Consider the following 12,001-nt stretch of genomic DNA (forward strand, 5'->3'; position numbering starts at 1 on the left):
CACCCTGCGTAGGCTGTCGTGCCATGAGTCTCGGGTACGTCCGCCCGGCGCGTCCCGAGGACGCCGCCGAGATCGCCCGCATCCAGCTAGCCACCTGGCGGGTCGCCTACCGACGGCTGCTGCCCCGGCACGTGCTGGACGGCCTCGACGAGGCGTCGCTCGCGCAGCGCTGGGACGCCTCGGTACGCCAGCCGCCCGGCGACACCCACCGGGTGCTGGTCGCCGTCGAACAGGCCGAGCAATCGTATCTGGTGGGGTTCGCCGCCTCCGGCCCGGCCGACGCCGAGGCGCTGGCCCCGAACGAGCCCGCCGACGGGCTCGGTGCCGACGTGGTCGCGGTTACCGACCTGCTGGTGGAGCCGCGTTGGGGCCGGCGCGGGCACGGCAGCCGGCTGCTCGCCGCCAGCGTCGACCTGTGGCGGGAATCCGGCTTCGACCGGGCGGTGGCCTGGGTGTTCGAGGGGGACCCGGCGTCCCGGAAATTCCTCGGCACCGCCGGCTGGGAGCCGGACGGGGCGGGACGCGCGCTGGACGTCGACGACATGCTGGTGCCGCAGCTGCGCCTGCACGTGGCGGTGCGCACCGAGCCGGCCGAGGCCCCCTGACCGCAGGCCCACTCAGTCCAGCAGGGCGTCTAGGCCGAGGGTCAGGCCCGGCCGGGCGCGCACCGCCCGGACCGCCAACAACACGCCGGGCATGAACGAGACCCGGTCGTACGAGTCGTGCCGGATGGTCAGCGTCTCGCCGGTGGCGCCGAAGAGCACCTCCTGGTGGGCGACCAGCCCGGTGGCCCGGACGGCGTGCACGCGTACCCCGTCGATGTCGGCGCCGCGGGCACCGGCGACCTCTGTGGAGGTGGCGTCCGGCACCGGGCCCAGCCCGGCCTCGGCGCGGGCCGCCGCGATCAGGCGGGCGGTGTGGGCGGCGGTGCCGCTGGGCGCGTCGAGTTTGCGCGGATGGTGCTGCTCGACGATCTCGACCGACTCGAAGTGACGGGCCGCGCGCGTGGCGAACTGCATCATCAGTACGGCGCCGAGACCGAAGTTCGGGGCGATCACCACGCCCACACCGGGCCTGTCGGCAAGCCAACCGCGTACCCGCTCCAGCCGCTGCTCGGTGAAGCCGGTGGTGCCGACCACCGCGTGGATGCCCTGCTCGATGCACCAGTGCAGGTTGTCCATGACGACCTCCGGCGTGGTGAAGTCGACGACCACCTCCGCACCGGCGTCCGAGACGTCACCCAACCAGTCGCTCTGGTCGACCGACGCCACCAGATCCAGGTCGGTGGCCGCGTCGACGGCGTTGCACACCTCGCTGCCCATCCGGCCGCGGGCACCCAGCACGCCGACCCGGATCGCCTCGGTCGCGCCCTTCTCCTGCTGCTCAGTCACGCGGCACAACCTATCCCAATCGGAAAGCCTCGTGCCGCGTGACCGACCCAGTTGCCCAGCGATGGCGGCAACTGTCGGCACGGGTCACCGCCATTGCGGCGGACCAGTGTCGATCTAGAGCCGGCCGGTGAAGTCGCGGTCGGCGAACGGGCCGACCACCGCGAGGGACATCGGCAGGTTCAGCAACTCGGCGGCGAGGGTGTTGACGTCGTCGAGGGTCACCGCGTCGACCCGGTCGAGCAGCTCGTCGACGGGAATCAGGTCGCCGTAGAGCAGTTCGCCCTTGGCCAGCCTGCTCATCCGCGATCCGGTGTCCTCCAGGCCGAGCACGAAGGCCCCCTTGCTCATCCCCTTGCCCCGGGACAGCTCCGCCTCGGTGATGCCGTGCGCGGCGGTACGGGACAGCTCGGCGCGGGTCAACTCCAACACCTCGTCGACCCGACTCGGTGCGCAGCCGGCGTAGACGCCGAACAGGCCGCTGTCGGCGTACTGGCTGGCGTAGGAGAAGACGGAGTACGCCAGCCCGCGACGCTCGCGGATCTCCTGGAACAACCGGCTGGACATGCCGCCACCGAGCACGTTGTTCAGTACGCCGAGGGCGAAGCGACGTTCGTCGAGCCGGTCGATGCCCGGGCAGCCGAGCACGACGTGCGCCTGCTCGGTCTCCTTCACCTCCACCACGGTGGTGGCCGCTCGGGTGCGTACCGCCCGGGTGGCCGGCCGGTACGGCGCGGGCGCAGCCGGGTCGCTGTCCAGCGGGGTGCCGCGCAGCGCCTCACGGACCAGCCGCACCACGGCCGCGTGGTCGAGGTTGCCGGCGGCGGCGACGACGATCTGCGGCGCGACGTAGCGGCGGCGGTAGAAGCCCTGGATCTGCCGGCGGCTCATCGGGGTGACCGTCGCGGCGGTGCCGGAGATCAGCCGACCCAACGGGTGGTCACCGTAGACGGCCCGGGCGAAGAGGTCGTGCACCTCGTCGCCGGGCTCGTCGTCGTGCATCGCGATCTCCTCAAGGATCACGCTGCGCTCGGTCTCCACGTCGGCCGGTTCCAGCAACGAGTCGGCGACCAGGTCGCACATGACGTCAATGGCCAGGGGTAGGTCCTCGTCGAGCACCCGCGCGTAGTAGCAGGTGTATTCCTTGGTGGTGAAGGCGTTGGTCTCCCCGCCGACCGCCTCGATCGCCGACGAGATCTCCAGTGCGCCACGCTTGTGGGTGCCCTTGAACAGCAGGTGTTCCAGGAAGTGGGCGGCGCCGGCCTGCGGGTTCGTCTCGTCCCGGGAGCCGACCGCCACCCAGATGCCGAACGAGACGCTGCGCATCGTCGGGATCGCCTCGGTCAGCACGCGCAGCCCGCTGGGCAGCACCGTACGGCGCACCGTGCCGCCCAGCGGATCGTCGCTCAGGGTTCTGGTCACCGCCCGGGTCGAACCGCCGGCGGAGCGGAAAGTCCCGGTGGCGTTGCTCACGACAGCCTGCTTTCGACGGGGAGTGCGGGTCCGGTGTGACAGACCGGCCGGGGCGACGGCGTCGCCCCGGCCGGTCTGCGGAACAGTCGGATGATCAGGATCAGCTGTGCCGGGTGCGACGCCGCGGACGGGTGTCGCCGTCGCCGCCGTCACCCTCGCCGCTCTCGCCGCCCTCGCCGCGGTCGGGACCACGGCTGCCGCGCTCACCACCACGGTCACCCCGGTCACGCGGACCGCGGTCACCGCGGTCCCGGCCGGCGGGCCGCTCCCCGGACGCCTCGGCGGCGGCCGGCGCCTCGGCGCCCTCCGGACGGACCTTGTCGAGGTAGATCTTGCTGCGCTGGTCGATGTCGGCGATCTCCACCTCGACCCGGTCGCCGACGTTGAGGAAGTCCTCGACCTTCTCGACCCGCTTGCCGTCGCCCACCTTGGAGATGTGCAGCAGGCCGTCGCGGCCCGGCAGCAGCGAGACGAACGCGCCGAACGGCGCGGTCTTGACCACGGTGCCGAGGAACCGGTCACCGACCTTGGGCAGGGTCGGGTTCGCGATCGCGTTGATCCGCTCGACCGCCGCCTGCGCCGACGGGCCGTTGGTGGCACCGACGTAGATGGTGCCGTCGTCCTCGATGGAGATGTCGGCGCCGGTCTCGTCCTGGATGGCGTTGATGGTCTGACCCTTCGGCCCGATCACCATGCCGATCTTGTCGACCGGGATCTTCACGGTGGTGACCCGTGGCGCGTAGTCGGACATCTCAGCCGGCGTCTCGATCGCCCGCTGCATCACGTCGAGGATGGTCTGCCGGGCCTCGTGGGCCTGCTGGAGCGCGGCAGCCAGCACGTCGGACGGGATGCCGTCGAGCTTGGTGTCGAGTTGCAGGGCGGTGACGAAGTCACGGGTCCCGGCGACCTTGAAGTCCATGTCGCCGAACGCGTCCTCGGCGCCGAGGATGTCGGTCAGCGTCACGTACTGGGTCTTGCCGTCGACCTCGTCGGAGATGAGGCCCATGGCGATGCCGGCCACCGGCGCCTTCAGCGGCACACCGGCGGAGAGCAGGCCCAGCGTCGAGGCGCAGACCGAGCCCATCGAGGTGGAGCCGTTCGAGCCGAGCGCCTCGGAGACCTGCCGGATGGCGTACGGGAACTCCTCGCGCGAGGGCAGCACCGGGATCAGCGCCCGCTCCGCGAGCAGCCCGTGACCGATCTCGCGCCGCTTCGGCGAGCCGACCCGCCCGGTCTCCCCGGTGGAGTACGGCGGAAAGTTGTAGTTGTGCATGTAGCGCTTGCGGTTCTCCGGGGAGAGCGTGTCCACCATCTGCTCCATGCGCAGCATGTTGAGCGTGGTGACGCCGAGGATCTGGGTCTCGCCGCGCTCGAACAGCGCCGAGCCGTGCACTCGTGGCAGCACACCGACCTCTGCGTTCAGCGACCGGATGTCGCGTGGGCCGCGGCCGTCGATCCGAACCTGCTCGCGGAGCACCCGATCGCGGACCTCGGACTTGGTCAGCGACCGGAAGGCTGCGGATAGTTCCTTCTCGCGGCCCTCGAAACGGGCGCCGAGATCCTCGGCGACCCTGGTCTTGACCCGGTCGAGGGCCTCCTCGCGATCCGCCTTGCCGGCGATCTGGAGCGCGGCGGCGACCTCGGCGCGGGCCAGGTCGGTCACCGCCTCGTAGACGTCGTCCTGGTAGTCCAGGAACACCGGGAATTCGGTGGCCGGCTTGGCGGCGACCTCGGCCAGCTCGCTCTGCGCCCGGCACAGCTCGCGGATCGAGGGCTTCGCGGCCTCCAGGCCGCTGGCCACGATCTCCTCCGTCGGCGCGGTCGCGCCACCGGCGATCAGGGTCACCGCGTTCGGCGTCGCCTCGGCCTCGACCATCATGATCGCGACATCGCCGTCGGGTAGCGCCCGACCGGCCACGACCATGTCGAAGGTGGCCCGGGCCAGCTCCTCCAGCGTCGGGAAGGCGACCCACTGCCCGTCGACATGCGCGACGCGGGTAGCCCCGATCGGGCCGGAGAACGGCAGGCCGGAGAGCTTGGTGGACATGGATGCGGCGTTGATCGCGATCACGTCGTACGGGTGCGCCGGATCCAACGCGAGGATCGTCGCCACGATCTGGACCTCGTTGCGCAGGCCCTTGGCGAACGACGGACGCAGCGGCCGGTCGGTGAGCCGGCAGGTGAGGATGGCGTCCTCGCTGGGCCGGCCCTCGCGACGGAAGAACGAGCCGGGAATCCGACCGGCTGCGTACATCCGCTCCTCGACGTCGACGGTCAGCGGGAAGAAGTCGAGAAACTCCTTTGGCTGCCGGCTCGCGGTGGTGGCGGAGAGCACGACCGTCTCGCCGAGCTGGGCGATGACGGAGCCGGCGGCCTGCATGGCCAGCCGGCCGGTGGAGAAGGTGATCTCACGGGTGCCGAACGACCCGTTGTCGATCACGGCGGTACGGGCTTCGGTGCCGAGTTTGGTCTCGGTCATGGTGTGGCAATGCTCCTTCGCATCGGGGGCTACGACGCGGAAGCTGTACGGACGGCCGGTCTTCGATCGAAGCGCCCGGGACCGCCGGCGAGATGCCGGGGTGCCCGGGGGCCACTACCGGAGACCGGTACGCCGACGGCTCCCCCTGTCCTGGTTGTCGCGGCCCGTTTCTCAGGTGGGACGCCAACGGGGGAGTGGCCTGGTGGGCCACTCCCCCGTCACGTCACCGACGCAGGCCGAGCCGCTCGATGAGCGACCGGTAGCGGTTGATGTCCTCTTTTTGGACGTAGTTGAGCAGCCGACGGCGACGGCCGACCAGCAGCAGCAGCCCACGGCGGCTGTGGTGGTCGTGCTTGTGCGCCTTCAGGTGCTCGGTGAGGTCCGCGATCCGCTTGGTGAGGACCGCGACCTGCACCTCGGGCGAACCGGTGTCGCCCTCGACGGTCGCGTACTCTTCGCGGATCTTGGCCTTGGCCTGCTGATCGAGCGCCATGTTCTCCCTGTTTCAGTGGGTTGGATCAATGCTGTCCATCGGGCCGGGCTAGGGCACCGGCGATGGCCGGTCCTCGCACCCGCGGCGTCGAGCAGGCAGGCGAGGCCCCACGTCGGTCAGCCGACGTCCCAGCCAGCCTACCAGCAGCTCGTCCGGATCGTCCGGACGAGGCCGTCAGCCCAGCGCCCGGCGAGTCCGCTCGACGTCCTGGCCGATCTGGGCGATCAACGGCTCGATCGAGTCGAATCGCACCTGCCCACGCAGGTGCGCCACGAAGTCCAGGGCGAGCCGCTCGCCGTACAGGTCACCGTCGAAGTCCAGGGCGTACGCCTCGACCCGGCGCTCCCGGCCGGAGAAGGTCGGGTTGGTGCCGATCGAGACGGCGGCGGCAAGGGGCTCCCGCTGTCCGCGACGGATCATCCGGGCGGCGTAGATGCCGTCGGCGGGCACTGCGGCGTACCGGTGGCAGAGCAGGTTGGCGGTGGGAAAGCCGAGCTCCCGGCCACGCTGGTCGCCCCGGACGACCACACCCTCCAAGCGGTGCGGACGGCCCAGCGCGGCAGCCGCCGCGGCCACGTCGCCCGCGTCGACGCAGGATCGGATGTACGTCGAGGAGAACACCGTCCCGGACTCGGCCACCAGCGGTGCACCCTCGACGGCGAAGCCGAACGTGCGGCCGAGCCGCTCCAGCAACGCCACGTCACCGGCCGCCCGGCGGCCGAACCGGAAGTTGTCGCCCACCACCACCAGCGCGGCGTGCAGGTGCTCGACCAGCACGTCGTGTACGAACGCCTCGGGCGTGATCCGGGAGAACTCGGGCGTGAACGGCACCACGCAGAGCACGTCGACGCCGAGCGTCTCGACCAGCTCCGCCTTGCGGGCCGGCTCGGTCAGCACCGCGGGATGGGAACCTGGCCGGACCACCTCGGCCGGATGGGGATCGAAGGTGAGCACCACCGACCGCACGCCGAGGTCGCGGGCCCGGGAAACGGCGTGCCCGATGGCCGCCTGGTGCCCCTTGTGCACGCCGTCGAAGACACCGATGGTGACGACGGACCGCCCCCAGCCACCGGGTGCCGCGTCGTACCCCCGCCACCGCTGCATGCTGCTCCTCCGCTGTTTTCCGCCCCGGCGCCTCGCGGCGCTCGCCGGTCGACGCTCACCCGCCCGTGCCTCCGGCTGTCACGCCGGGGCCAGCACGACCTCCGCGCGAGCCCGACCGGCCCGCTCGCTGACGATAGCGACCAACCCGCCCGCCGGATCGAAGACCGCGTACGGCCCGGTGCGCCCGACAGCGTCGAGCGGACCACCGTGGGAGAGCACCTTCGTCTCGTCGGCGGTGGCGTCCCGGCGCGCGAAGAGGCGTTCGGCCGCGCCGGCGAGCGGCAGGCCCACCACCTCGGGCGCGCGCCGCTCCAACTCGTCGAGGGTGACGGCCTCGGCCAGGGTGAAGCCGCCCACGGCGGTCCGGCGCAGCGCGGTCAGGTGCCCGCCGACACCCAGTGCCAGGCCGGCGTCGCGGGCGATCGCCCGGATGTACGTGCCGGTGGAGCAGGCCACGTCGACGTCGATGTCCACGACGTCGGGCTGGTCGCGCCGGAGCGCCAGCACATCGAGTCGGGACACGGTGACCCGTCGGGCCGGCAGGTCGACCGGCGCACCCTCGCGGACCCGCTTGTACGCCCGCTGGCCGTTGATTTTGATGGCACTCACCGCGCTGGGCACCTGGTCGATCTCCCCGGTCAGCGCCTCCAACACGGCCCGGATCGCCTCGTCGGCAACCGTCGCGGCGGGCGTGCTGGCGACCACGTCGCCCTCCGCGTCGTCGGTGACGGTGGCCTGACCCAGTCGGATGGTGGCGGTGTAGCTCTTGCCCGCGCCGATCACGTACGTGAGCAGGCGGGTGGCCCGGCCCACGCCGATCACCAGCACCCCGGTGGCCATCGGGTCGAGCGTGCCCCCGTGGCCGACCCGCCGGGTACGGGCGAGCCGGCGGATCCGCGCCACCGCGTCGTGCGAGGTGATGCCGCCGGGCTTGTCCACCACGATCAGACCGTCTGTGCTCACGACGTGCAAGCCTGCCAGACCCGCCCGGCGGGCCGAGCACCGGACGCCAGGCCCGAAAACGGATGCGCCCAGGGGCACCACCCTGCGACGATAAGGTACATCGGCGTCGATGCCTTGCCACAGATGTCACGGGGAGAACGAGATGACCACGGACGGCGACACCGCCAGCAAACGACAGGCCGACGAACGGGTGCGCCCGCGCACACCCGGGCAGCCGAGCGCCCTGCCCGACTGGATGCGCGACCCGCCGCCGCCAGGGCGCACGCTGGGCGTACGGCTGGCCGATGCCGTCGCGGCGCTGCCCGGGGCCGGAAGGATCCGGCGCCGCTGGTGGATCTGGCAGCAGCGGGAGCGCCTCGCCGAGCGGTACCCGAACGCCGTGAAGATCATGGCCGTGGTCCTCTCGTTCGTGGTGATCCTGCTTCTGGTGCTGTCGGCGCACGCCCTCTACGGCCTCGCCTGATCACACCCGGGCCTCAGCCGGCCGAGTTTGGGGCCGGACCGCACCGGTCACCGCCCAGGCACCGGTACGCAGCCGCAGCAGCAGTCCGACCAGGCGGAGCACGATGAACAGCATCAGTCCGGCCCAGATGCCACCGAGGCCGAGATCGAAGGCGTGGGCGAGCCAGATCGCCGGGAGGAACCCGCCCAGCGCGCCCGCCACCGTGAGGTTGCGCAGGTAACGGATGTCGCCCGCGCCGATCAGTACCCCGTCGAGGGCGAACACCACACCGGCCAGCGGCAGCATCGCGGCGAACCACGGCCACGCCACCAGCGCCTGCTCGTGTACCGCCGCATCGGAGCTGAACCAGGTCGGCACGATGCCGGCGCCGACCGCGGCGAGCACGGCGAACCCCGTACCGCAGATCGCACCGAGCCGGCCGATCCGCCACGCCAGCGTACGAGCCGCCGCCTCGTCACCTGCACCGAGCGCCGCCCCGACGAGTGCCTGCGCGGCGATCGCCAGCGCGTCGAGCACCAGCGCCGCGAAGAACCAGAGCTGCACGGCGACCTGGTGGGCACCGACCGCGGCGGCGCCGAACCGGGCGGCCACCGCCGTTGCGGACAGGAAGCTGGCCTGGAAGGCCACGCCCCGGATCAGCAGATCGCGGCTGAGCACCAGTTGCCGGCCGATGACCCGGGGGCGCGGCCGAAGCGCCACCCGCTCGGCCACCAGCGCTGCGGCGAAGAGGACGCCGGAGAGGGTCTGCGCGATGGCGTTCGCCACCGCCGAGCCGATCAGCCCCATGCCCATTGGGTAGACCAGCACCGGGCAGAGAACCGCGGACAGCAGGTTGGGGCCGACGACGAAGACCAACGGCCTCCGGGTGTCCTGCACGCCGCGCAACCAGCCGTTGCCGGCGGCGGCGAGCAGCAGGCCGGGTGCGCCGAAGGCGGCGATCCGCAGCCACTGGCCGGCGGCGGCGCCGACCTCGCCGCCGCCGGCCAGTGCACCGGTCAGGGCACCGCCACCGAACTGCATGCCGATGACGACGAGGATCCCGACGCCGAGGGCCAGCCAGGACGACTGGACGCCCTCGGCCACCGCGGCGGCGCGATCGCCGGCTCCGTACCGGCGGGCCGCCCGGCCGGTGGTGCCGTACGCGACCACCGTGCCCAGCCAGGCGGTGAGGGTCATCACCGTCCCGCCGACCGCCACGGCGGCCAGCGGCACCCGGCCCAGGTGGCCGACGACCGCGGTGTCGACGAGAACGTAGAGGGGTTCGGCCGCGAGGACCACGAGGGCCGGCAGCGCGAGCGCGGCGATCCGGCGCGGCGACGCGACCCGGTCGGCGGCCAGGGCGGAGCGGTTCATCGGTGCTGATGGTGGCACGCGATACGTAAGGGGAGCAAGCTTGTCGGCTACTTACCAGCCGGAGCGGCCACCGCCGGAGGTGCGGGCTGCGGACCCGGGCCTGCGGTACGCATCTTCAGACCGACGGGGGCGGTGACGCCGGGCACCCGGGACGGCTCGGGCGTCACCGCCGTTCGGGTACCGTCACTGACGGGTGTCCATGGAGGTCTGCAGGGCGCGGCGGGCCTGCTCCCGGGCCTCGTCGGTGGTCTCGGGCTTGGGCTTGGCGGGCATCGGTGACCCCTTCCAGGGCGTGCCGCCGGACGTGGCGGCGCATCACGGGCGGTGTTACGACAAGCGCCCGGACCGGTCTCCGGGGTCACCGGAGCGGCGGATGGGCGGCGTGGCGGCCCGGGTCGGTCGACCCTGGAAGGAGGCGACGCCGGGTATGGCTGCGCCCCTTGACCTGCGCCGAAAGCGGCGCCGACCGTTTCCCAAGCTATCGTTCAGGTCCACATGGTGCGCGCTGTTCCCGCGATTTGGACCGATCGATCACCGTCACCGGGCCAGGAAGTGCCAGCCGATCCACCACCAGAAACCGAACAGCCCGATCCGGCCCACCGGTACCGGACCCACCTCATACCGCATGACGTACGCACAAACCTCGCCGAGCGTCGGGATCCGGGAGCCCTCTCGCCGGGCCAGCCACTCGACCAGCGCGAACAGCGCCAAACCGACCAGGAACCCACCGATGGCCAGGGCCCGCATCATCGCCGCACCAGTCCCCAGAACGCCGACAGCCACACCAACCAGGCCGCGGAACGGACCAGACGATCGTCCAGCAACGGATCGGCCAGCAGCGAGAAGGTGGGAAAGTCGTCACCGGCCGCCGCGAAAAAGGTGACACCTTCGAAGATCCCGAAGACCAGTACCGGCAGCGTCCACCAGACGGCGCCCGAACCGAGCCGTTGCGGTGCCGGAGCGCCCTGCACCCGCCTGGTGAGCCCCAGCCAGATGAGCACCCCGCCGGTGCCGAAGATGTAGAGGTTGGCCTCCGTCGAAAAGGACGCGAAGCGGCCACCGACCAGCGAGAGCGCGACGAGCACCGGTACGCAGACGACCGGACGTTCCCAGGTGCGAGGGGTCTCGACGGTGAGATCGTGGGGCTGCTCCATAATCCGATTCTCTCCACCCTGTCCAGGTGCTGAAAGGTCGACTCCCCGGAGCCTGCCCTGAAACTACCCCTGCGGGTCGATACCGCCCTCCGGCGCGGCCACGGCCAACTCGGCCCGAATCTGCTCCACCACCTCGTCCACAGTGCCGCGACCGGTGAAACCGGCGGCGAGCCGATGACCACCGCCGCCCAGCGCGACCGCCACCCGGCTCACGTCCGTCGCGCCCTTGCTGCGCAGCGAGACCGCCCACACGTCCGGGCCGGTCTGCTTGACCACGCAGCTCACGTCGGCCTCGGCGGTGCAGCGCACCGGGTCGATCAGCGCCTCCAGCACATACGGCCGCTGATCGTGCCGGTCCAGGTCCTCCAGGGTCGCGTACGTCCAGACCAGGCCCTGCCCGGCGGCTGCCTCCGGCTCCAGCCGGGCCCTGCCGAGCACCTCGCCGAAGAGCCGCACCGCACCGAACGGTCGACTGTCGAACACCCGCCGGGAGATGTCGCCCGGGCTAATCCCGGTCGCCAGCAGGCGGGCCGCCATCTCGTGCACCGCGGGGGTGGTCGCGTCGAACCGGAACGAGCCCGTGTCGGTGCTCAGCGCCACGTACAGGCACTCGGCGATGTTGGGATCCAGAGGTACACCGAGCCGCTCCAGCAACTGCTCGGCGACGACTGACGTCGCCGCCGCCTCCGGGTCGACCAAGTTCACATCACCGAAGCCGGTGTTGGAGGCGTGGTGGTCGAGCACCAGCGCGGTGCCCGGTCCGGTCAGCCGGTCGGCCAACTCACCTAGTCGTGAGTCGCTCGCCGCGTCGAAGCACACGACCAGGTCCGGCTCCGGGTGAGCCTCGGCCGCCGGCACTAGCAAATCCAGCCCGGGCAGCCCGCCCAGCGGTTCGGGTACCTCCGGCGGGCCGGGAAAGGTCGCCTGCACCTCGTGTACGCCCAGCCGCCGCAGCCCGAGCCCGAAGCCGAGCATGCTCCCCAGCGCGTCGCCGTCGGGGTTGACGTGGCAGATCAGCAGCACCCGACCTTCGGCCGGCAACTGCCGTACGGCGGCCACCGCGGCGACCCAGTCGACCTCGGTCGGCCCGGCCGGCGAGGGTTTGGCCGCGTCGACCTGGGCTGTCAGCGC

General features: G+C 71.8%; 12 protein-coding genes. 2 read left to right on the forward strand and 10 right to left on the reverse strand.

From position 1 onward, the window contains the following. The first annotated feature begins 23 nt into the window (after window positions 1-23). A complete protein-coding gene (locus ACFHWY_RS04520; protein WP_416578805.1) occupies window positions 24-605 on the forward strand; it encodes a GNAT family N-acetyltransferase in 582 nt (193 codons plus the stop codon). Window positions 606-617: 12 nt separating this feature from the next. Here ACFHWY_RS04520 and dapB read toward each other — a convergent pair whose 3' ends face one another. The 6 genes from dapB to truB all read right to left on the reverse strand — a co-directional run bounded on the left by dapB (window position 618) and on the right by truB (window position 7,900). Then, window positions 618-1,391, reverse strand: a complete 774-nt coding sequence (gene dapB / locus ACFHWY_RS04525; protein ID WP_416578806.1) for a 4-hydroxy-tetrahydrodipicolinate reductase — start codon at window positions 1,389-1,391, stop codon at window positions 618-620. A 114-nt stretch (window positions 1,392-1,505) separates the two neighbouring features. Continuing rightward, the gene (locus tag ACFHWY_RS04530) at window positions 1,506-2,861 is read right to left on the reverse strand and encodes a M16 family metallopeptidase (RefSeq protein WP_416578807.1); all 1,356 of its coding nucleotides are present in this window, start codon (window positions 2,859-2,861) and stop codon (window positions 1,506-1,508) included. 100 nt (window positions 2,862-2,961) lie between these two features. Then, on the reverse strand, window positions 2,962-5,340 hold the full coding sequence (locus ACFHWY_RS04535) for a polyribonucleotide nucleotidyltransferase (RefSeq protein WP_416578808.1): 2,379 nt from the start codon (window positions 5,338-5,340) through the stop codon (window positions 2,962-2,964). 223 nt (window positions 5,341-5,563) lie between these two features. Further along, the gene (gene rpsO / locus ACFHWY_RS04540) at window positions 5,564-5,833 is read right to left on the reverse strand and encodes a 30S ribosomal protein S15 (RefSeq protein ID WP_416578809.1); all 270 of its coding nucleotides are present in this window, start codon (window positions 5,831-5,833) and stop codon (window positions 5,564-5,566) included. Between the two features lie 174 nt (window positions 5,834-6,007). After that, window positions 6,008-6,937, reverse strand: a complete 930-nt coding sequence (locus tag ACFHWY_RS04545; RefSeq protein WP_416578810.1) for a bifunctional riboflavin kinase/FAD synthetase — start codon at window positions 6,935-6,937, stop codon at window positions 6,008-6,010. 78 nt (window positions 6,938-7,015) lie between these two features. Further along, the gene (truB, locus tag ACFHWY_RS04550) at window positions 7,016-7,900 is read right to left on the reverse strand and encodes a tRNA pseudouridine(55) synthase TruB (protein ID WP_416578811.1); all 885 of its coding nucleotides are present in this window, start codon (window positions 7,898-7,900) and stop codon (window positions 7,016-7,018) included. Window positions 7,901-8,042: 142 nt separating this feature from the next. Between truB and ACFHWY_RS04555 the strand changes: the two genes are divergently transcribed. Continuing rightward, window positions 8,043-8,363: a hypothetical protein gene (locus tag ACFHWY_RS04555; protein ID WP_416578812.1), complete on the forward strand. Its 321-nt coding sequence runs from the start codon at window positions 8,043-8,045 to the stop codon at window positions 8,361-8,363. Here the strand turns inward: ACFHWY_RS04555 and ACFHWY_RS04560 are convergent, their stop codons facing one another. From ACFHWY_RS04560 to ACFHWY_RS04575, 4 genes are all read right to left on the reverse strand, one after another. Then, window positions 8,364-9,716, reverse strand: coding sequence for an MATE family efflux transporter (locus ACFHWY_RS04560; RefSeq protein ID WP_416578813.1), 1,353 nt, complete (start codon window positions 9,714-9,716; stop codon window positions 8,364-8,366). Window positions 9,717-10,253: 537 nt separating this feature from the next. Beyond that, complete coding sequence (locus ACFHWY_RS04565; protein WP_416579018.1) at window positions 10,254-10,463, reverse strand: DUF6186 family protein; 210 nt, start codon at window positions 10,461-10,463, stop codon at window positions 10,254-10,256. Continuing rightward, window positions 10,463-10,870 carry a hypothetical protein gene (locus tag ACFHWY_RS04570; protein ID WP_416578814.1) on the reverse strand — a complete coding sequence of 136 codons (408 nt, stop codon included), beginning with the start codon at window positions 10,868-10,870 and terminating at the stop codon, window positions 10,463-10,465. Before ACFHWY_RS04570 ends, ACFHWY_RS04565 begins: the two co-directional genes overlap by 1 nt. A gap of 63 nt (window positions 10,871-10,933) precedes the next feature. Next, window positions 10,934-11,998 carry a DHH family phosphoesterase gene (locus ACFHWY_RS04575; protein WP_416579019.1) on the reverse strand — a complete coding sequence of 355 codons (1,065 nt, stop codon included), beginning with the start codon at window positions 11,996-11,998 and terminating at the stop codon, window positions 10,934-10,936. Window positions 11,999-12,001 lie beyond the last annotated feature (3 nt).

Source organism: Micromonospora sp. LOL_024 (assembly GCF_048060415.1).
Classification (GTDB): Bacteria; Actinomycetota; Actinomycetes; order Mycobacteriales; family Micromonosporaceae; genus Micromonospora.